19 protein-coding genes are annotated in these 20,921 nt (G+C 69.7%); 2 read left to right on the top strand and 17 right to left on the bottom strand.

Features of this window, described 5'->3' with window-relative positions:
- Positions 1-40: 40 nt before the first annotated feature.
- The 3 genes from tpiA to gap are packed head-to-tail and all read right to left on the bottom strand — an operon-like array spanning position 41 to position 3,025.
- Positions 41-826: a triose-phosphate isomerase gene (gene tpiA / locus AB0K21_RS18410; protein ID WP_343969018.1), complete on the bottom strand. Its 786-nt coding sequence runs from the start codon at positions 824-826 to the stop codon at positions 41-43.
- A 7-nt stretch (positions 827-833) separates the two neighbouring features.
- Complete coding sequence (locus AB0K21_RS18405) at positions 834-2,021, bottom strand: phosphoglycerate kinase (protein WP_343969016.1); 1,188 nt, start codon at positions 2,019-2,021, stop codon at positions 834-836.
- Positions 2,021-3,025, bottom strand: a complete 1,005-nt coding sequence (gene gap / locus AB0K21_RS18400) for a type I glyceraldehyde-3-phosphate dehydrogenase (RefSeq protein ID WP_030905029.1) — start codon at positions 3,023-3,025, stop codon at positions 2,021-2,023. Before gap ends, AB0K21_RS18405 begins: the two co-directional genes overlap by 1 nt.
- 216 nt (positions 3,026-3,241) lie before the next feature.
- Here gap and AB0K21_RS18395 point away from each other — a divergent pair, with 216 nt between their 5' ends.
- Positions 3,242-3,748, top strand: coding sequence for a hypothetical protein (locus AB0K21_RS18395; protein WP_343969014.1), 507 nt, complete (start codon positions 3,242-3,244; stop codon positions 3,746-3,748).
- An 86-nt stretch (positions 3,749-3,834) separates the two neighbouring features.
- On the opposite strand, the gene whiA is transcribed toward AB0K21_RS18395, so the two are convergent.
- From whiA to uvrA, 8 genes are all read right to left on the bottom strand, one after another.
- Entirely contained in the window at positions 3,835-4,815 is a 981-nt protein-coding gene (whiA, locus tag AB0K21_RS18390) for a DNA-binding protein WhiA (RefSeq protein ID WP_030905033.1), read from the bottom strand.
- 93 nt (positions 4,816-4,908) lie between these two features.
- Positions 4,909-5,844, bottom strand: coding sequence for a uridine diphosphate-N-acetylglucosamine-binding protein YvcK (gene yvcK, locus AB0K21_RS18385; RefSeq protein WP_343969065.1), 936 nt, complete (start codon positions 5,842-5,844; stop codon positions 4,909-4,911).
- Between the two features lie 26 nt (positions 5,845-5,870).
- Positions 5,871-6,320 carry an RRXRR domain-containing protein gene (locus tag AB0K21_RS18380; RefSeq protein ID WP_364151279.1) on the bottom strand — a complete coding sequence of 150 codons (450 nt, stop codon included), beginning with the start codon at positions 6,318-6,320 and terminating at the stop codon, positions 5,871-5,873.
- A gap of 102 nt (positions 6,321-6,422) precedes the next feature.
- A complete protein-coding gene (gene rapZ, locus AB0K21_RS18375; protein ID WP_343969009.1) occupies positions 6,423-7,295 on the bottom strand; it encodes an RNase adapter RapZ in 873 nt (290 codons plus the stop codon).
- Entirely contained in the window at positions 7,292-9,238 is a 1,947-nt protein-coding gene (gene uvrC, locus AB0K21_RS18370; RefSeq protein ID WP_343969063.1) for an excinuclease ABC subunit UvrC, read from the bottom strand. The genes rapZ and uvrC overlap by 4 nt, the downstream gene beginning before the upstream one ends.
- Positions 9,239-9,383: 145 nt before the next feature.
- A complete protein-coding gene (locus AB0K21_RS18365; protein WP_343969007.1) occupies positions 9,384-9,836 on the bottom strand; it encodes a Rieske (2Fe-2S) protein in 453 nt (150 codons plus the stop codon).
- Positions 9,837-10,046: 210 nt separating this feature from the next.
- The gene (locus tag AB0K21_RS18360; RefSeq protein WP_364151275.1) at positions 10,047-10,472 is read right to left on the bottom strand and encodes a Rieske (2Fe-2S) protein; all 426 of its coding nucleotides are present in this window, start codon (positions 10,470-10,472) and stop codon (positions 10,047-10,049) included.
- A gap of 88 nt (positions 10,473-10,560) precedes the next feature.
- Complete coding sequence (gene uvrA, locus AB0K21_RS18355; protein ID WP_343969003.1) at positions 10,561-13,401, bottom strand: excinuclease ABC subunit UvrA; 2,841 nt, start codon at positions 13,399-13,401, stop codon at positions 10,561-10,563.
- A 270-nt stretch (positions 13,402-13,671) separates the two neighbouring features.
- Between uvrA and AB0K21_RS18350 the strand changes: the two genes are divergently transcribed.
- A complete protein-coding gene (locus AB0K21_RS18350) occupies positions 13,672-14,313 on the top strand; it encodes an MBL fold metallo-hydrolase (protein WP_364151271.1) in 642 nt (213 codons plus the stop codon).
- Between the two features lie 87 nt (positions 14,314-14,400).
- Here the strand turns inward: AB0K21_RS18350 and pssA are convergent, their stop codons facing one another.
- The 6 genes from pssA to AB0K21_RS18320 form a co-directional block, all read right to left on the bottom strand.
- Entirely contained in the window at positions 14,401-15,234 is an 834-nt protein-coding gene (gene pssA, locus AB0K21_RS18345; protein ID WP_343968999.1) for a CDP-diacylglycerol--serine O-phosphatidyltransferase, read from the bottom strand.
- The gene (locus tag AB0K21_RS18340; RefSeq protein WP_343968997.1) at positions 15,221-15,868 is read right to left on the bottom strand and encodes a phosphatidylserine decarboxylase; all 648 of its coding nucleotides are present in this window, start codon (positions 15,866-15,868) and stop codon (positions 15,221-15,223) included. Before AB0K21_RS18340 ends, pssA begins: the two co-directional genes overlap by 14 nt.
- A gap of 128 nt (positions 15,869-15,996) precedes the next feature.
- Entirely contained in the window at positions 15,997-16,986 is a 990-nt protein-coding gene (locus AB0K21_RS18335; RefSeq protein WP_343968995.1) for a TerC family protein, read from the bottom strand.
- Between the two features lie 311 nt (positions 16,987-17,297).
- Positions 17,298-18,413: a glycosyltransferase family 4 protein gene (locus AB0K21_RS18330; protein ID WP_364151266.1), complete on the bottom strand. Its 1,116-nt coding sequence runs from the start codon at positions 18,411-18,413 to the stop codon at positions 17,298-17,300.
- Positions 18,406-20,055, bottom strand: coding sequence for a lipid II flippase MurJ (locus AB0K21_RS18325; protein ID WP_343968991.1), 1,650 nt, complete (start codon positions 20,053-20,055; stop codon positions 18,406-18,408). The genes AB0K21_RS18330 and AB0K21_RS18325 overlap by 8 nt, the downstream gene beginning before the upstream one ends.
- Positions 20,052-20,918 carry a hypothetical protein gene (locus AB0K21_RS18320; protein ID WP_343968989.1) on the bottom strand — a complete coding sequence of 289 codons (867 nt, stop codon included), beginning with the start codon at positions 20,916-20,918 and terminating at the stop codon, positions 20,052-20,054. Before AB0K21_RS18320 ends, AB0K21_RS18325 begins: the two co-directional genes overlap by 4 nt.
- Between the last annotated feature and the right edge of the window lie 3 nt (positions 20,919-20,921).

The raw sequence follows: 20,921 nt of genomic DNA, 5'->3' as shown, positions 1-20,921 counted from the left end.
GTATGACGTGCTGTCAAATCACACCCCCCAAATGGACCAGTCAACTCGACAATTCGCCAAGACGGCAAATTTTGACGAATTCCCCGGCATCGAGGCTCGCGCCGCCGACCAGGGCACCGTCGACATCGGGCTGTGCCATGATGCCCGCGATGTTGTCAGACTTGACCGACCCACCGTAAAGGATACGGACACCCGCGGCCACATCGGCGTCGTACAGTTCGGCGAGTCGCTCCCGGAGGGCCCCGCAGACCTCCTGCGCGTCGTCGGGGGTGGCCACCTCGCCGGTGCCGATCGCCCAAACCGGCTCGTAGGCGAGCACGATTGAGGCGACCTGCTCGGCGGTGACCTTGCGAAGCGCCCCTTCGAGCTGCGCGACGCTGTAGGCCACCTGGCCGCCCGCCTGGCGCACCGGCAGCCCCTCCCCCACACACAGGATGGGGGTGAGCGAGTGCCGGTAGGCCGCCTGCACCTTGACGTTGACGACGTCGTCGTCCTCGTGGTGGTACTGGCGGCGCTCGGAGTGCCCGATCGTGGCGAAGGTGCAGCCGAGTTTGGCGAGCATGGCCCCGGAGATCTCACCGGTGTAGGCGCCGCCGTCGTGCTGCGACAGGTCCTGGGCACCGTAGAGGATCCGCAGCTTGTCGCCGTCCACCAGGGTCTGCACGCTGCGCAGATCGGTGAAGGGCGGCAGCACGGCCACGTCGGCCCGATCGAAGTCCTTGTCGCCCAGCGCGAAGGCGAGCTTCTGGGTGTGGGCGATGGCCTCAAGGTGGTTGAGGTTCATCTTCCAGTTGCCGGCTATGAGCGGCTTGCGAGCGGTGCTCATCTGACCTCTACCTCTCCAGCGCCACGAGTCCGGGGAGGGTCTTGCCCTCCAGGTATTCCAGGCTGGCCCCGCCACCGGTGGAGATGTGCGAGAACCCGTCCTCGGGCAGGCCGAGCCTGCGCACGGCGGCGGCCGAGTCTCCCCCGCCGACGACCGTGAAGGCCTCCGAACCGATCAACGCCTCGGCGACCGCGCGGGTTCCGCCGGAGAACGCCTCGAACTCGAAGACGCCCATCGGGCCGTTCCAGAACACGGTCCTGGCGTCGGCCAGCTTGCTCGCGAAAAGCTCGCGGGTGCGCGGGCCGATGTCGAGGCCCTGGCGGTCGGCCGGGATCGCGGTGGCGTCGACCACCTCGTACTCGGCGTCCTCGGCGAACTCGGTGGCCGCCAGCACGTCGACCGGCAGGACGAGCTGCACGCCGCGCTTGGCCGCCTCGTTCAGGAAGCCCCGCACCTGGTCGAGCTGGTCCTCCTGGAGCAGCGACCGGCCCACCTCGTACCCCTGTGCCTTCAGGAAGGTGTAGGCCATGCCGCCGCCGATGAGGAGCCTGTCGACCTTGGTGAGCAGGTTGCCGATGACCCCGAGCTTGTCGGAGACCTTCGCACCGCCCAGCACCACGGCGTACGGCCGTTCGGTGGTCTCGGTCAGCCTTTTGAGCACCTCGACCTCGGCCAGGACCAGCCGGCCCGCGGCGTGCGGCAGCAGGGCGGGCACGTCGTAGACGCTGGCGTGCTTGCGGTGCACCGCGCCGAAGCCGTCGCCCACGTAGAGGTCGGCGAGGGCGGCCAGCCTGGCCGCGAACTCGGCCCGCTCGGCGTCGTCCTTGGACTCCTCGCCGGGCTCGAAGCGCAGGTTCTCCAGCAGGGCCACCTGACCGTCCTGAAGCGCCTCCACGACCTCCTGCGCCGACTTCCCGACCACGTCGGTCGCGAAGGCGACGTCCGCGCCCAGGAGCTCGCCCAGCCGCTTGGCGACGGGGGCCAGGGAGTAGTCCGGGTTCGGCTTGCCCTTGGGGCGCCCCAGGTGCGCGACGACGATCACGCGGGCGCCCCTGCGGGCGAGTTCCTCGATCGTCGGCACCGAGGCACGGATGCGGCCGTCGTCGGTGATGACGTCCCCCTCCAGGGGGACGTTGAGGTCGGCGCGTACCAGGACGCGCCGACCGTCCACGTCGAACTCGGAGATGTCCTTCATCAGAGGTCGGCGCCGACCAGCTCGATGAGGTCGGCGAGACGGTTGGAGTAGCCCCACTCGTTGTCGTACCAGCCGACGACCTTGACCTGGTTGCCGATCACCTTGGTGAGGGCGGAGTCGAAGATGCAGGACGAGGGGTCGGTGACAATGTCGGAGGAGACGATCGGGTCCTCGGTGTAGGTGAGGTAGCCCTTGAGCTCGCCCTCGGCCGCGGCCTTGAGCGCGGCGTTGACCTCCTCGACCGTGGTCTCGCGGCCGACCTCGACGGTGAGGTCGGTGGCCGAGCCGGTGGGGATCGGCACCCGCAGCGCGTAGCCGTCGAGCTTGCCCTTGAGCTCGGGCAGCACCAGGCCGATGGCCTTGGCCGCGCCGGTCGAGGTCGGCACGATGTTGATCGCGGCGGCGCGGGCGCGGCGCAGGTCGCTGTGCGGGGCGTCCTGCAGGTTCTGGTCCTGCGTGTAGGCGTGGATGGTGGTCATCAGACCCTTCTCGATACCGAAGGTGTCGTTGATGACCTTGGCCATCGGCGCCAGGCAGTTGGTGGTGCAGGAGGCGTTGGAGATGACCGTGTGCTTGGCCGGGTCGTACTTGTCGTGGTTGACGCCCATCACGACGGTGACGTCCTCGTTCTTGGCCGGGGCCGAGATGATGACCTTCTTGGCACCGTTCTCGGCGTGCACTCGGGCCTTGTTCGCATCGGTGAAGAAGCCGGTCGACTCCACCACGACGTCCACGCCCAGGTCACCCCAGGGCAGCTTGGCGGGGTCGCGCTCGGCGAAGGCCTTGATGGCCTTGCCGTCCACGATGATCTCGTCGGCGGTGCTCTTCACCTCGTACGGCAGGCGGCCGAGAATGCTGTCGTACTTCAGCAGGTGGGCGAGCGTGGCGTTGTCGGTCAGGTCGTTGACCGCCACGATCTCGATGTCCTTGCCGCTGGCAGCGACCGCGCGCCAGAAGTTGCGGCCGATGCGGCCGAATCCATTGACGCCTACGCGGATGGTCACGGTGCCGATCTCCTCGTACGTCGGTGCGCCGGTCATGAGGACCGGCGACTTGGGGCTGGCTGAAACCTCAACCACGAACCTTATCGGACCTAAATTGGTGTAGACCACTGGAGGGGGGAGGTCCGTTATTCCTTAACCCATGAACAGGTATCGCACCATTCAAGTAGAGTGCCCGACTCATCACCGGAAAACCCTTAGACCCCATGAGGAGCTGTTGTGACAGATAACGATCCACATCTGGCAAACGGGCTTCTACCAGGTATTTTTACCGGCCTCGGCGCCACCCTGGTCGGTGCCGCGGCCTACGGCGCGCTCATCGGCTTCAGCGGGTACGAGATCGGCTTCGCCGCCATCGGCGTCGGTCTCCTCGTCGGCCTCGCCATGATGGCGGTCAGGCCGACGAGCCCTGTGCTGCCGCCGCTGGCCGCCCTCTTCTCCCTGATCGGCGCCGCGCTCGGCCAGGTCGCCGGATACGTGATCGTCTGGGTACGAGCCTCCGGCGACGACTACGGCTCGGCGCTGACCCAGGTCCTCAACACCTTCCCCGAGGATCTCAGGCGCGATCCCAAGTCACTGCTGTTCTGGGCGATCGCCGCCTACGCGGGCTTCGGCTTCGTGAGCAGAAGAGTCAAGGCCGCCCGCGAAGCCCACGCCGCCTCGTCCGTCCCGCAGCCGGGCGAGGCCGACCACGTGGACTACTTCGCTCCCAGGAAGCAGCCCTGAGCGGGCCTTGAACGGCGCGTGTCGGCGCCGCGTTCCCGGTGCGGTCACCGGGAACGCGGCGCCGCCCTGCCAGGTCGGGGAGCGCGTCAGGGGGCCAGCATGTCGACGGTGAGATTGGCCTCGGTGTTGGGGATGCCGATGTCCTGAGCGCGCTTGTCGGCCATGGCCAGCAGCCGGCGGATGCGACCGGCGATGGCGTCCTTGGTCAGGGGCGGGTCGGCCAGCTGGCCCAGCTCCTCCAGGGAGGCCTGCTTGTGCTCCACCCGCAGGCGGCCGGCGATCACCAGGTGCTCCGGAGCCTCCTCCCCGAGGATCTCCAGCGCCCGCTGGACCCTGGCTCCGGCGGCGACCGCGGCGCGGGCCGAACGGCGCAGGTTGGCGTCGTCGAAGTTGGCCAGCCGGTTGGCCGTCGCCCGGACCTCGCGGCGCATCCGCCGCTCCTCCCAGGCCAGCACGCTGTCGTGGGCGCCCAGCCTGGTCAGCAGCGCGCCGATGGCGTCGCCGTCACGGACCACCACCCGGTCGACGCCGCGCACCTCGCGGGCCTTGGCATGGATCTTCAGCCGCCGCGCCGACCCGACCAGCGCGAGCGCCGCCTCGGGCCCCGGGCAGGTGACCTCCAGCGACATCGAGCGCCCGGGCTCGGTGAGCGAGCCGTGCGCCAGGAACGCCCCCCGCCAGGCCGCCTCGGCATCGCAGGCCGCCCCGGCGACGACCTGGCGGGGCAGGCCACGGACCGGGCGCCCGTGGTTGTCGATCAGGCCGGTCTGGCGGGCCAGCGCCTCCCCGTCGCGGTAGACCCGCACGAGGTAGCGCGATCCCTTGCGCAACCCCGCCGGGGCCAGCACGAGCACCTCCGCCTTGTGCCCGAAGACTTCACCGATGTCTTTGATAAGCCGCCGGGCGGTGACATTGGTGTCCAACTCGGCCTCGATCACGATCCGGCCGCTCACCAGGTGCAACCCGCTCGCGAACCGCAGCAGCGTCGACACCTCGGCCTTACGGCAGCAAGGCTTCAGGACCGTCAGCCTGCTCAGCTCGTCCTTGACCACACCTGTCATCGCCATGCGCGTTCGTCCTCCCCCATACAGACCCCATGCGGCCCGAGATGAATCGGGCTCACAGCAGTTTCTCGCACTCCTGGGCACCGCTGACCAGGATCAACGCTTCGCACGGAAAATCTCGTCCAGGACGGAGGCAAGACGTTGTGCATCGTGTCGCGGCGAGCCGTCCTCATCCGCCACGGAGGCCAGGACCAGCCGCCCGCCCAGGCCGGCCACGGCCTTCTCCAGCTCCTCACCGTCGTCGGTCACGCCGGTGTCCGCGACGACCACGTCCACCTCCAGGGAGGGCGCGTGCTGGCGCAGCACCTCCAGGTGCTTCTGGGGGGAGAAACCGTCGGTCTCCCCCGTCTGGGGAGCGAGGTTCAGCGCGACCAGGCGCCGCGCGCGGGTGGTGTGCAACGCCTCGGCCAGCTCGGGCACCTTCAGGTGCGGCAGCACGCTGGTGAACCAGGAGCCGGGGCCGAACACCACCCAGTCGGCGTCGAGGACCGCCTCGACGGCCTCGGGGCACGCCGGCGGGTCCTCGGGGACCAGCGAGATGGCCCGGACCCTGCCCGGGGTGAGCGCGCAGGCCACCTGGCCGCGCACCGTGCTCACCAGGCCGTCCAGTTCCACCTCGGCGGCGATGTCGAGCGGCACCGAGGACATCGGCAGCACCCGCCCGTGCGCGCCGAGCAGCCGCCCGAGCCAGTCGAGCCCGGCGACCGTGTCGCCCAGGCGCTCCCAGAGCGCCACGATCAGCAGGTTGCCGATCGCGTGGCCGTCCAGGTCACCGTCGCTGCGGAAGCGATGCTGGACGACCTCACTCCAGGTGTGGCCCCACTCGTCGTCACCGCACAGGGCGGCCAGCGCCATCCTCAGGTCTCCCGGGGGCAGCACGCCGAACTCGCGACGGAGGCGGCCGCTGGAGCCTCCGTCGTCGGCCACGGTGACCACCGCCGTCAGCCGGGAGGTGACCCTCCGCAGTGCCGACAGCGAGGCGTACAGCCCGTGTCCTCCACCCAGCGCGACGACCTTGAGACCTTCATCAATTACCTCCAGCGTGGATACTCCTGCCTTCAGGCGGGGGAGGAAACGCGGCACGGCGCCGCACTTCGGGATGGGTGGTGCAGCCGTAGCCGTCGGCTCGTTGAAGCAGGCACAGCCGGATGACGAACGCCGGTGTGCCGGTGAACCACGGCCCGGCCTGCCGTCAGCAGGCGGCGGGCGCGGGCGGGGTGGCACGGGTCGAGCGGGTGGCCGCGGACGTCCAGGACGAACACGACCGGGTGAACCTCACGGTTCTCTCCCTCGGACACCGAAGCGCCCTCGGCGTGACGCCGGATCGGGCGGGTGCCCTCTGATCCGATCTCCCCTCGCCCATGTTCCACGCCGGTTACCGCCAGGTGGCAGTGCCCGCGTCCCGTTTCGTCCCCACCCTCGGGGTTGTCTGCTGACTCGGATTCGAGAGCCCGCCGCTGAGGAAGCACGACGGGGTCGGTCTGCTGGCCTACGTGAAACGTAGTCATCTGAATGCACCTCCCTAACCAGATGACTCGGGCTGGTCAACGCGGGGCTTCAAAGCGCCTTACGGCGTCTCAGGCCCCCTCCTTCAGGAGGGGGTCGTCGACTCACTCCCGGCCCACATCCCGATGGCTCACCTGCACCTCCATGCCGCCCCGATCACGCAGCCGGCCGCCGATCTGCTCGGCCATGGCGACGCTGCGGTGCTTGCCACCGGTGCAGCCGACGGCGAGCGTGGCGTAGCTCTTGCCCTCGCGGGTGTAGCCGGAGGCGATGATGGCGAACACCTCGTCGTAGGCGTCAAGGAGTTCCTTCGCCCCCGCCTGGTTGAGAACGTACTCCCGTACGGGGGTGTCCAGACCGTTCATGGGGCGAAGTTCGGGAACCCAGTGGGGGTTGGGCAGGAACCGGCAGTCGACGACCATGTCCGCGTCCACCGGCAGGCCGTACTTGTAGCCGAAGGAGACGACGTTGACCCGCAGGCCCGGACGGTCCTCGCCGCCGAAGAAGGCGACGATCTTCCCCCTGAGCTCGTGGACGTTGAGGTTGGAGGTGTCGATCACCAGGTCGGCGTTGGCCCGGACCTCACGCAGGATGCCGCGCTCGCGGGCGATCCCGTCGACCAGCCGGCCGTCGCTCTGCAGCGGGTGCGGGCGGCGGACGTTCTCGAACCTGCGGACCAGTTCCTCGTCACTGGCCTCAAGGAACACCACGCGCACGCCGACGCCGCGCCCCTCCAGCTCCTCGATGGCACTGTTGAGGTCGCTGGTGAAGGCCAGGCTGCGTACGTCGACCACCGCGGCCACCTTGTCGGCGGCCAGCTTGGCCCGCCCCGCCTCCTCGGCCATGGCGAACAGCAGCCCCGGCGGCAGGTTGTCGATGACGAACCACCCCAGATCCTCCAGAGCCTTGGCGGCGGTGCTCCGCCCCGCCCCCGACATTCCGGTGACGAGGACGAACGCGGACTCTCTTTCGCTCATGGGTTCTGCCCCTTCAAGACCGACACGATCGTCTCGGCCGTCGAGGGGCCGATCCCGGGAACCTCGCAGATCTGCGCCGCGGTCGCCTCCCGCAGCCGTCTCACCGATCCGAAATGCTTGATCAACGCCTGCCTGCGGGCCGGGCCGAGTCCGGGAACCTCGTCCAGAGCGCTTTCCTTGACGCTCTTCGACCGCTTGGATCGATGGTAGGTGATGGCGAAGCGGTGAGCCTCGTCGCGCACTCGCTGAAGAAGGTAAAGGGCCTCGCTGGAGCGGGCGAGGATCACCGGCAGGTCCTCACCGGGCAGCCAGACCTCCTCCAGCCGTTTGGCCAGGCCGCACACCGCCACGTCGTCGACGCCCAGTTCGTCGAGCGCCCTGCGGGCCGCCGCGGCCTGCGCGGGACCGCCGTCGACGACGACCAGGTTGGGCGGGTAGGCGAACTTGCGCGGCTTGCCGGTCTCCGGGTCGATGCCCGGCGTCCGCAGCCCCTCGCCCGGCCCCTCGCCCGGCTCTGCCATGGCGTCGGCGTCGAGGTCCCCGGTGGCCGAGCGTTCCTCCAGGTAGCGCTTGAAGCGGCGGGAGATCACCTCGTAGATGGAGGCGACGTCGCCCTCGGTGGAGCGCACCGAGAACCTGCGGTACTCGCTCTTGCGGGCCAGGCCGTCCTCGAACACCACCATGGAGGCCACCACGTCGGTGCCCTGCATGTGGGAGACGTCGTAGCACTCGATGCGGAGCGGCACCTGGTCCAGGCCGAGGGCGTCGGCGACCTCCTGCAGCGCCCTGCTCCGCGCGGTCAGGTCGCTGGCCCGCCTGAGCTTGTGCTGTTTCAGGGACTCCACGGCGTTGCGCTCGACGGTCTCCATCAGCGACCTCTTGTCGCCCCGCTGCGGAACCCTGATCTCCACCCTGGCCCCGCGCTGCTCGCCGAGCAGCTCGGAGACCGCCTCCGTGTCGGGTGGCAGGACGGGGACCAGCACCTCCCTGGGCAGCGCCTCGGCGGCCGCGTCACCGTACATCTGCAGCAGGAACTGCTCGACCAGCTCGCCGGGCGTGGCCTCCTCGACCTTGTCCACCACCCAGCCGCGCTGGCCCCTGATCCGCCCGTCACGGACGTAGAAGACCTGGACGGCGGCCTCCAGCGGATCCTCCGCCAGGGCGATCACGTCGCAGTCGGTGTTGTCGCCCAGGACCACCGCCTGCTTCTCCATCGCCCGCTGCAGGGCTCCGATGTCGTCACGCAGCCTGGCCGCCCGCTCGTACTCCTGCGCGGCGGCGGCCTCGCGCATCTCGCGCTCCAGCCGCTTGACGAACCGGCCGGTGTTGCCGGCCATGAACTCGCAGAAGTCATCGGCCAGCTTCCGGTGCTCCTCGGCGGTGACCCGGCCGACGCAGGGGGCGGAGCACTTGTCGATGTAACCCAGCAGGCAGGGGCGCCCGACCTGCGCGGCCCGCCGGAACACCCCCGTCGAGCAGCTCCTGATCGGGAACACCCGGAGCAGCAGGTCGACGGTCTCCCTGATCGCCCAGGCGTGGGAGTAGGGGCCGAAGTAGCGGATGCCCTTGCGCTTGGCCCCGCGTAGCACCTGGACCCGGGGAAACTCCTCTCCCATGGAGACCGCGAGGTAGGGATAGGACTTGTCGTCGCGGTATTTGACGTTGAACCGCGGGTCGTACTCCTTGATCCAGGAGTATTCGAGCTGGAGCGCCTCGACCTCGGTGCCGACGACGGTCCAGTCGACGTCCACGGCGGTCGTGAGCATGGTCTGGGTGCGCGGATGCAGGCTCGCGAAGTCCGCGAAGTAGGAGTTGAGCCGCTGACGCAGGCTCTTGGCCTTGCCGACGTAGACGACCCGGCCTCCGGCGTCCTTGAACCGGTAGACGCCGGGGGACTCGGGGATCGACCCCGGCTTCGGCCGGAAACTCGCCGGACCACCCACAGATCTCGCCACACGGAAAGCCTATCGGCCCGGACCGACAGGTTTCCTTACCGCTTTTCCCGGCACGGCCTCCGCGCCCGGAGAATCGGTGACCGCGCCCCCGCCGCCGGGGCGAGTTCTTCCGGCGGCGGGGGCATGACCGGATTCAGGCGAGGCTGATGGAGTCGCCGTCCACCTTGATCGCCTTCTCCTCCAGTGGCTTCGAGGCCGGGCCGTCCGCCACGGAACCATCAGCGATCTTGAACTTGCTGCTGTGGCACGGGCAGTCGATGGTGCCGTCCGCGACCTTGTCCACGTCGCATCCCTGGTGGGTGCAGACGGAGCTGAACGCCTTGAACTGGCCCGCGGTCGGCTGGGTGATCACAATCTTCTGGTCCTTGAAGACCTTGCCACCCCCCTCGGGGATGTCCGCGGTCTTGGCCAGAACGTTCGCCCCGGAGTCGCCCGCGCCGGCCTCCGGCGCCTGCGAGGACGCGGTCGACGAGGTGTCGCCACCGCTCGTCGCGGGCTCTTCCGAGCTGCCGCACGCGGTCAGTACCGCGGCCACCCCGGCCCCTCCGGCACCCAGTATCACCGTGCGACGTGTCGTCTCAGTCATGTATCTCCTCCAGGATCATCATCTTCAGGTACGGCTGGCACCCCGATGACGGTTCAGCATGCCGTACGCCGTGTCAGGAGACTGTGAAGAATTAAGCCCTTGGCGCTCTTTCCGGATCATCCGGAGAATCCCCCGGTAACCCTCATCGCGGATTTCGGCCCCGGCGAGCTCGACGAATCCGCCCCCTGGAGGAGATGGCCGCGCGAACCGTCAGACCACGATGATCCCGTCGCCCTCGAGCTTCAGCGCGTACTGGACCAGCGGCGCCTCCGCCGGGCCCTTGAGGCATTTGCCGGAGTCGGCGGCGAACTCGCTGCCGTGGCAGGGGCAGTGGATGACGCCGTCCCCGACTCTCCCGACCGCGCATCCCCGGTGCGGGCAGCTCGCCGTGAACGCCCTGAACAGTCCGGAGGTCGGCTGGGTGATCACGATCTTCCACTTGGTGATCACCTTGCCGCCGCCGACCGGGATGTCGGCGGTCCTCGCGATGACCTTCCCCTTGATCCCCGGCGGCACGATGGCGGCGGCGGGCTCCCCGCTGCCGCACCCGGCCAGCGCCGCCCCGCACGCCACGGCCCCCGCGGCGGCGATCACCTGCCTGCGCGCGGGCATGGCGGAGGTTTCCTGCATGCTCATTGCGGCCCTTCTCGCAACGTCATCCCCGTCAGAACCGGGCTCTCGCGTCAAGGGTATTGACGTGGGAGCCCGGTCCTGAATCCGGCCTTCAGGTGCCGAGGATCTTGCGCAGGAAGCGGCCGGTGTGACTCTCGTCGACCAGGGCGACGTCCTCGGGCGTGCCGACGGCGAGCACGGTGCCTCCCCTGGAGCCGCCCTCCGGGCCCATGTCGATCAGCCAGTCCGCGGTCTTGATCACGTCGAGGTTGTGCTCGATGACGATGACCGTGTTGCCGCCGTCGACGAGCTTGCCCAGCACGCCCAGCAGCCTGCGGATGTCCTCGAAGTGCAGGCCGGTGGTGGGCTCGTCGAGCACGTAGATCGTCCGGCCAGTGGAGCGGCGCTGCAGTTCGGAGGCGAGCTTGACGCGCTGGGCCTCACCGCCGGACAGGGTCGTGGCGGGCTGGCCGAGCCTGACGTACCCCAGGCCGACGTCGTAAAGCGTCTGCAGGTAGCGCTTGATGGACGGGATGGAGTCGAAGAAGCCCAGGGCCTCCTCGATCGGCATGTCGAGCACCTCGGAGATCGTCTTGCCCTTGTAGTGGACCTCCAGGGTCTCCCGGTTGTAGCGCGCCCCGTGACAGACCTCGCAGGGCACGTAGACGTCCGGCAGGAAGTTCATCTCGATCTTGAGAGTGCCGTCTCCCGAGCACGCCTCACACCGGCCGCCCTTGACGTTGAAGCTGAAGCGCCCCTTCTGGTAGCCCCGGACCTTGGCCTCCGTGGTCTGCGCGAACAGGTCACGGACCTTGTCGAAGACGCCGGTGTAGGTCGCCGGGTTGGAACGGGGTGTGCGGCCGATCGGCGACTGGTCCACGTGCACGACCTTGTCGACCAGATCCATCCCGTTGACCCGCGCGTGCCGGCCGGGGACGGTACGCGCGCCGTTCAACTCCTTGGCCAGCGCGTTGTAGAGGATGTCGTTGACCAGGGTGGACTTGCCGGACCCCGAGACCCCGGTGACCGCGGTCAGCAACCCGAGGGGGAACTCCACGTCGACGCCCTTGAGGTTGTGCTCGCGGGCGCCCTTCACGGTGAGCTGCCGCTTCCTGTCGCGCTTGCGGCGTACGGGGGGGATGGCGATGGTCCTGCGGCCGGACAGGTAGGCGCCGGTCATCGACTCCTCCGAGGCCAGCAGGTCGGCCACGGTGCCGGAGACGACGACCTGGCCGCCGTGCTCGCCCGCTCCCGGGCCGATGTCGACCACCCAGTCGGCGGCGGCGATGGTGTCCTCGTCGTGCTCGACCACGATGAGCGTGTTGCCCATGTCGCGCAGCCTGATCAGGGTCTCCAGCAGCCGCTGGTTGTCGCGCTGGTGCAGACCGATGGAGGGCTCGTCCAGCACGTACAGCACACCGACCAGGCCGGAGCCGATCTGGGTGGCGAGCCGGATGCGCTGTGCCTCACCACCCGCGAGGGTGCCTGAGGCCCGGTCCATGGTCAGGTAGTCGAGGCCCACGTCGAGCAGGAAGCCCATCCGGGCGTTGATCTCCTTGACCACCCGCTCGGCGATGTGCATGTCACGGTCCGACAGCCTCAGCCCCGCCAGGAACGTCGCGCAGTCGCCGATCGACATCGCCGAGACCTCGGCGATCGAGCGGCCGTCGACCGTGACGGCCAGCGAGACCGGCTTGAGCCTGGCTCCCTCGCAGGCCGGGCACGGGATCTCCCGCATGTAGCCTTCGTACTTCTCCCGCATGCCGTCGCTGTCGGACTCACCGTGGCGACGCTGCACCCAGGGGATGGCCCCCTCGAAGGTGGTGTAGTAGGAGCGCTCTCGGCCGTAGCGGTTGCTGTAGCGGACGTGGACCTGCTCGTCGTGACCGTGGAGCAGGGCCTTCTGCGCCTTCTTCGGCAGCCGCTCCCACGGGGTGTCGAGGCTGAATCCCATGTTCAGGCCGAGCGCCTCGACGAGGCGGACGAAGTAGTCGCTGGTGTGACCCCCGGCCCACGGGGAGATCGCGCCCTCGCCCAGCGGCTTCTCCGGGTCGGGCACGATCAGGTCGGGGTCGACCTCCATGCGGACGCCCAGGCCCGTGCACTCCGGGCAGGCGCCGAAGGGCGAGTTGAAGGAGAACGAGCGGGGCTCCAGCTCCTCGAACGACAGGTCGTCGTAGGGGCAGTAGAGGTGCTCCGAGTAGAAGCGCTCGCGGTTCGGGTCGTCCTCGGGCAGGTCGACGAACTCCAGGGTGATCGTCCCGCCCGACAGCTGCAGGGCGGTCTCCACCGAGCCGGTCAGGCGGCTGCTCGCGCCCTCCTTCACCGCCAGGCGGTCGACGATCACCTCGATGTCGTGCTTCTCCTGCTTCTTCAGCGTCGGCGGCTCGTCCAGCCGGACCACCGTGCCGTCGACGCGGGCCCGGGCGAAGCCCTTGGCCTGCAACTGGCTGAAAAGCTCGGCGTACTCGCCCTTGCGGCCGCGGACCACCGGGGCGAGCACCTGGAAGCGGGTGCCCTCGGGAAGCTCCATCACCCGGTCGACGATCTGCTCGGGACTCTGCCTGGCGATCGCCCGCCCGCACCGGGGACAGTGCGGCTTGCCGATGCGCGCCCAGAGCAGGCGCAGGTAGTCGTAGACCTCGGTGATCGTGCCGACCGTGGAGCGCGGGTTGCGGCTCGTCGACTTCTGGTCGATCGACACCGCGGGTGAGAGACCCTCGATGAAGTCCACGTCGGGCTTGTCCATCTGCCCGAGGAACTGCCGCGCGTAGGCCGACAGCGACTCGACATAGCGGCGCTGGCCCTCGGCGAAGATCGTGTCGAAGGCCAGACTGGACTTGCCCGAGCCGGACAGCCCGGTGAAGACGATCAGAGAGTCTCGCGGGAGGTCCAGCGAGACGTCCTTGAGGTTGTGTTCGCGTGCACCACGCACGATGAGGCGGTCAGCCACGGTAGTCCCGACGTCGATTTAGAGGGTTGGAAGCGGTCGCGGGAAGACTAGCGAGAGGGACCGACAATTTTCCGGGCCGGCGTCCGGAGCTCAGGGGTTCCCCGCCCTCTCCAGACTACGGTCTTCCCTTGGATGTGGCAGGTCGTCCCCGGTTTCAACAGTGTGAACACCCCCCTTATGCCCCGCCCCACCCGCCGGGCGGCGATGATGAGGGTGGGGACGGGCACCACCCGCGCCCCGCCCTGCCGTGACAGCATCCGAGGAGAATCCGTGACGTACACCGGTGATGTGCAGGTCGGCGGCCCCGCAGACCTGCGTGAGCTGCCCGGCCTGACGATCGCCAAGCTGGCCGTCGGCCCGTTCGACAACAACGCCTACCTGCTCCGGTGCACCCGGACCGGTGACGGCGCGCTCATCGACGCGGCCGCCGAGCCCGACCGGCTGCTGGAACTCATCGGTGACCGGCCGATCAGCAAGATCATCACCACCCACCAGCACGGCGACCACTGGCAGGCCCTGGCGGAGGTCGCCGGGGCGACCGGTGCCTCGGTGATCGCCCACCCGCTCGACGCGCCGGGGCTGCCGGTGCCGGTGGACCTGGAGGTGGAGCACGGCGAGGAGATCACCGTCGGCGAGGTCGGCCTGGAGGTGATCCACCTGCGCGGGCACACCCCGGGCTCGATCGCCCTGTACCACCCCGGCCACCTGTTCACCGGCGACTCGCTCTTCCCCGGCGGCGTCGGCAACACCAACAAGGATCCCGAGCGGTTCGCCCGGCTCTTCGCCGACGTGTCAGAGCGGATCTTCGACCGGCTGCCGAACGACACCTGGGTCTATCCGGGCCACGGCAAGGACACCACGCTCGGCGCCGAACGCCCCCACCTGCCCGAGTGGCGCGAGCGGGGCTGGTGACGCTCGCGGCGCGGGGGTCGCACCGCCCGCGCCGCCGGGGATCCTCCGCCCGCGGGGACCGCCGGTCCCGGCGGGCGGTTCCGGTGGTCAGCCGACTTCGGCGGACGCCCTGCGCTGCTCCTTGCGCTTCTCCCGCTTGAACATCAGGACACGCAGCGGGATGGCCGCCACGATCGTCATCTGCATGACGGCCCCGACCTTGATCAGCGTGTCGCCACCGGCCAGGCCCGCGACCCAGATGGTCAGGCAGGCAACGTTGATCATCATCCAGGCGAGTACCCCGGCGGCCACGTTGCCCTTGGGCTTGGGGTACTCGATCCGGCTCACCATGAGATACGCCACACCGAAGATGGGCAGGATCGTCCAGATCGACGGGGGGAACAGCAGTACGACCGAGACCACGGTCATGGCGCCCATCGGGATGGGCAGGCCCATGAAGTCGCCGCTCTTGGTCTTCACACAGGCAAAACGCGCCAGCCGGATGACCCCGGCCAGCAACACGGACGCCGCCGCGGTCATCACCAGCAGGAACGGGATCTGCTGATTGAACCCCGCCCAGATGACCACCATGAAGGCGGGGGCGAAGCCGAAGCTGATCACGTCGGCGAGGTTGTCCAGCTCGGCCCCCATGGCCGAGGCGCGGAACTTCCTGGCCACCAGGCCGTCGAACAGGTCACAGGTGGCACCGATCAGCAGGAGCACCACGGCGGTGCCGAAGAACCGGGGGTCGGCCGCGAAGGGCTTGCCCTCCTGCAGCGCGTTGATGGCCGACCAGGAGAGCACGCAGACCGCCAGGAAGCCACAGAGGGCGTTGCCCAGCGAGAGGGAGTCGGCGGCCGACAGGCGGAACGCCTTGCCCACGGGTCCTCGCGGCTCGTCGTCCGTCTCGTCCATCGGCCAGCTCGCGTCAGCCGTGGTCAAGACCGGTCACCCCCGCGACGGTCCGCTGGCCCACCGAGACGGCCGGGGCGATCCCCTCGGGGAGATAGACGTCGACCCGCGAGCCAAGCCTGATCAGGCCGATCCGCTCGGCTCTGGCGACCTTCGCCCCCTCGGCCACGTAGGGCACGATGCGGCGGGCGACCGCACCGGCGATCTGGACGAACTCGATGTCGCCGAGCGCGGTGTCCAGGTGCCAGACGACCCGCTCGTTGGTGTCACTGTCCTTGTTGAACGCGGGCAGGTACCCCCCGGAGACGTGCTTCACCGAGGTGACCGTGCCGGCCAGCGGCGCCCGGTTGACGTGCACGTCCAGTGGGCTCATGAAGATCGCCACCCTGGTCCGGCCGTCCGGCCATGGATCGATGCTCTGCACCACACCGTCCGCGGGCGACAGGATCCGCCCGGTGCCCGGAGTCCGATCCGGATCGCGGAAGAACCAGAGCATCCCACCGGTGAGCGCGGTCAGCGGAACCGCCGCCAGCGCCCAGCGCCGGTCACGGCGGCTGAGCAGGGAGGTCACGGTGGCGGCGGCCACGGTCGGAAGCAACCACGGGGAGACGCCACGTGCCAGGCCCAGCGGACCTGGCCGGTGGCTTGCTGAATCGTGGGACACAGGGAACCTTTTGTGATGTCTTGCGGCATTAGACCGGTATGTCTACCCGCTCTGGGGCAGGATGTTACCCATCTCTTAGCCCTTATAAGGCGCAATGAGACAAGCAAAGCGCCTCACACGCCGATTCGCTAGCCCTGCTCGACACTCGCCGGGGTGGTGTTTTCCTTGCCTGCGCGAGCATCACGCCGGACCTTCGCGAGGCTGATCACGGTGGTGACGGCCATCGTGACGACGATGACCGACAGTGACACCCAGATCGGCACCTCGGGAGCCCAGGAGACGCCACTGGAGTGCAGCGCCTCGAGGATCAGCTTAACCCCGATGAAACCGAGGATGAACGCGAGACCGTAGCTGAGGTAGACCAGCCGCTGGAGCAGACCTCCCAGCAGGAAGTAGAGCTGGCGCAGACCCATCAGCGCGAACGCGTTCGCGGTGAAGACGATGAAGGCGTCGGTGGTCAGGCCGAAAATCGCCGGAATCGAGTCGAGCGCGAACAGCAGGTCGGTGGTGCCGATGGCGATCATGACGATCAGCAGCGGGGTGACCATGCGCCTGCCGTTGACCTTGACGACGACCTTGGAACCCACGTAGTCGTCGGTGTGCGGCAGCACCCGCCGGGCCCAGCGCAGGACCGCGTTCTCCGGAAGGTCCTCCTCCTGGCCGAACTGGCGGACGAGCTGGACCGCGGTGTAGATCAGGAACAGGCCGAAGACGTAGAACAGCCAGCCGAAGTTGGCCAGGGCGGCGGCGCCGAGAGCGATGAAGATGCTGCGCATGACCAGCGCCATCAGGATGCCGATCAGCAGCACCTTGTGCTGGTAGATCCTCGGCACCGCGAAGCGGGTCATGATGATGTAGAAGACGAAAAGGTTGTCGACGCTCAGGCTGTACTCGGTGATGTAACCGGCGAAGAACTGTCCCGCGGAGGTGGGGCCCGCGAAGATCCACAGCACGATACCGAAGATCACCGCGAGGGTGACGTAGAAGCTGACCCAGAACCCGGCCTGCTTGAGGGAGAACTCCCGCGGCTCACCCCGGTCGACGATCCACAGGTCGAAGGCGAGAACGACGAGCAGACCGCCGATAACGGCCAACCATGCCCAGACAGGAACAATCACAACTGATAAACCTCCGGCGGCGCGCACGACAGACTGCCGGAGGTCTCTCCCGCCCGCATGAGGCATCAACTGAGTCAGTCGAAGTGCGGACCGACAGCCCCGGGGGCCTCGTGGAGCGAGGCAACACCGTGATGACGAGACTGCCGCGAAGGGATACTCCCCCCCTAAACACGCCAGTATAGGTCTCCGGCATGGTGGCACCTAATCCAACATCACGGCCTCTCCGCCTGTTCCGCCGGGCTTCCCGCCTCGCCCGCCGCAGGCTCCAACCCCCCTCCGGAGGACCTGGTGCGGACCGCGAGCGGGCCCCTTCAACCCCTCGGGGAAAGCCCGGCGTAGACCACCAGCACCGCCTCCAGCGCCTCCGGTTCACCCGGCATCCCACGGCCTCGCCTGGCGGCGGCGGCGGCCAGTTCCGCCGCGAGAGCGTCGTCGGCGAGCACCCTCGCGACCGCGTCGCGCATCGCCGCGACATCCCCGTACGGCACCAGCAGCCCCGCCTCACCCACCATCGCCGGAATGCCCCCCACCGCGGTGGCGACGACCGCCGTCCCCGCCCGCAGGGCCTCCTGCACGGTGAGCGGCTGCCCCTCCCAGCGGCTCGGCACCAGCAGTGCCCTGGCCACCCCGAGCAGATCCCCCACGTCGGTACGGGCACCGAGCAGCCGCACCGGCAGGTTCTCCCGGTCGATCCGTTCCTGCAACTCCGCCCGCAACGGCCCCTCCCCCGCCACCAGGAACACCGGCCCCGGCGCGCGCCCCGCGTCCCGGCGAACCTCCGGCAGTGCCTTCGCGACATCGAGCAGGGTCTCCAGGCCCTTCTGCTGGGCGAGCCTGGCGACCGTCAGGAAGATCACCCGCTCTCCTGTACCGAGCTCCCGCCGGATGTCCCCGGCCTCACGCCCGGAAGGGGGCAGCGCGGGCGCCGGGACCACGGCGGCCTCGACGTGCCCGGCCCCCAGGTGGGCCATCCGCTCCCCCAGATCGGGGGAGACGACCAGGATCCGGTCGGCACGGCGGGCCACGATCCGTTCCAGGAGGCCGTAGACCGCGCCGACCACGCCACCCGCCGTCGCGGCGTTGTGCAGGGTCACCACCAAGCCGGTCCCGGTTCCGGCCAGCGCGATCGCCGCCAGCGCCCCGGCTCTCAGCCCGTGGGCGTGCACGGCATGCGCCCCGCGCAGCGTCCTGAGCGCCGTGACCGCCCGTAGATCGTCGAGCGGGCGAGGTCGATCGGAGATCGGCACCGGCACGAAGCGCGCGCCGAGTGCGGCGAACCCGAAGGCCCGCTCCGTGCTCGGGGGACCCGCCACGACCACCCGGTGGCCGCCGCGCACCAGCCCTCCGGCCAGCATGGCGACGTGCCTGCCGACCCCTCCCTCGCTCGTGCCCAGCACGAACGCCACCCGCGTCCCCTGATCAGCCATCGAAGCCGTTCCCCTCCTTCACCGGTCCCCCGCGCAGTCGTGCCAGCAGCGCCCGGGCGTCTCGCCTGTCGATCATCATCGCCACGGCCGTGAACACGGCCGTCCCGGCGATCGCGGCGGCCAGTCCGACCGCCACGGACTCCCACCTGGACACCGCTCCGAAGGCGTCGACCAGGGTCAGCCCCGCCCCCCAGGCCGCGACACCGCCGACCAGGGCGGCCAGGAAGGTGCGCGGCGTTCCCTCCAACGCGGCCGCCCCCCTGGCCCGGAGCACCGCGAGGACCAGCAGCAGCCCGCCGACGGTCATGCCGATCGTGCTGCCCAGCGCCAGTTGCCCGACCACGTCGGCCGGACCCGCCGCGGCGTGGGCGAGCACGACCTGTGCCGCCAGTGCGACGGCCCACCCGGTCACCGAGGCGACCGCCGCCGACCGCCCCAGACCGCAGGCGTACAGGATGCGGGCCAGGTGCAGCATGAGCGCGTACCCGACCACACCGGGCGCGAACAGCGCGACGGCCCTGGCCATCTCGGTGGGCTCCCCGCCCGGGGTCTCCTCCAGGAAGACCCGCGACACCGGCAGCGCGACCGCCGCCATCACTCCGGCCGCGAGCCCCGTCACCAGCAGCACGATCCGAGTGGTGGAGGAGGTCAAAGCGTTGAACCCGGGCAGATCCCCCTCTTCGGCGCGGGTGGACAGCACCGGGAAGGAACTGGTGGCGATCGGCATCACGAGCACCGCGTACGGCAGCTGGTACAGCGCCCAGGCGTAGGTGTAGACACCGATCGCGCCCTTGCCGCCCAGGTCGTTGGCCAGATGGATGACGACGAGCAGCGCGACCTGTTGCGCGATCAGCACGGCGATACCGGCGGTGGCGAGCCCGCGCGCCCGGGCCGCGACCCCGGGCGGGAACGACAGCGAGGGCCGCAGCCGGAGCTTGAGCCTGGCCACCGGGACGACCACGGTGAGCACCATCGCCGCGGCGGCGACGGTCGCGCCCAGGGAGAGCGAGAGCTGCCCCGCGGCGGTCAGGTCCGCCAGGTCCCCGGCGGCCGTCCCGTTGAGCACCTCGAACAGCAGCATGGAGCCGACGATGAGCAGGCTGGAGACCAGCGGAGCCAGGGCCGGGCCCATGAACCGCCGGTGTGCCTGGAGCACGCCGTACAGGACCACTGCCAGCCCGAAGAAGATCATGCGGGGGGCGAAGACGACGAGCATGCCGGTGCCGACCTCGACGACCTCCGCCAGGTCGCAGCCGCCCGGACCGCCCACCAGCAGCGCGACGACCGGCCCGGCGAACGCCACGATGAGCAGCGTCAGCGGCACCATGACGAGCATCACCCAGGTGAGCAACGCCGAGGTGATCTGGCCGGCCTCCGCCCTGGCCTCGGGGTCGTCGTCGGCCCGGGAGGCCGCCGAGGCCAGCACCGGCACCACCATCCCGGCCAGCGCGCCGCCCGCCACCAGCTCGAAGACGATGTTGGGCACGTAGTTGGCGGTGTTGTAGGCGGTGCTCAGGCAGAGGTTGCCGACGGTCTGCGACTGGACGAGATAGCGGCCGAACCCGACGAGCCGGGCCAGGACGGTCACGATCCCGATGAGAAGTGCCGCTCCCGCGACCCCCCGGGCGATCCTGCTGCTCATCGGGTGGCGGGTGCCTGCTCCACGGGACGACGGCCGAGCATGTCGAAGCGGTGCAGGACGGGGTTGCCCGCGATCACCTTGGTGAAACTGACCTTCTCCGAGGCGGCGGTCAGCGCGACCACCGTGCCGAGCACGGCCAGGCGTCCCGGACGGCCCAGGGTGACGGCGGCGGTCAGGCCGACAAGCGCGCCCAGCGCGTTGGCCCCCGCGTCGCCGAGCATGGCCCGCTCGCCGAGGTCCTCGGGCAGCAGCGCGGCGGCGGCGCCCATGGGAAGCGCGGCCAGGGTGGCCGGGACCGGGTCGCCCCTGAACAGAGCCGCGGCGAGCAGGGGTGCGCCGGCGAGCAGCCCCACCTTGACGGCACGCCCGGGACGCAGATCGAAGAGGTTGGCCAGGTTGGCGCTCCCGGCGATCAGCGTGCCGTTGACGGCGACGTCGAGGGGCGCGCGGGAGACGGCGGCCGCGGCGGCCAGGCCGGTCGCGCCGATACCGAGGATCTTCACGGCCCCGCTGGTGACCTCCCCCTTGGCCAGGGCGCTCAGATGCCCCTTGAACCCCTTGGAGGAGGTCGCGCCGTACAGGTCGTCGTAGGCACCAAGACCACCGGCCCCCACGGCGGCCAGCAGCGCCGCCACCCGGGCCCTGCCGGTCAGACCGGGGATCACGGCCGCCGCGGCACCGGCACCGGCGACGAACGCCGGGCCCTCCAGCAGGGTGATCGGTTCGCCCCTGTGGTTCGTGCGCGCCCAGGTCTCCACATCGCCGACCGGAGGCCTGCGGGTGAAGGCCGCGTACGCGGCACGCGCGGCGACCGCGCCGAGGAGCGCACCGGTGAGGGCACCGAGAAAAGCACGACGAGCCATCGG

The organism is Streptosporangium sp. NPDC049248 (assembly GCF_040678965.1).
Lineage (GTDB): Bacteria > Actinomycetota > Actinomycetes > Streptosporangiales > Streptosporangiaceae > Streptosporangium > Streptosporangium fukuiense.
The sequence above is the reverse complement of the archived record's forward strand: the minus strand, read 5'-3'. Positions and strand labels throughout refer to the sequence as shown.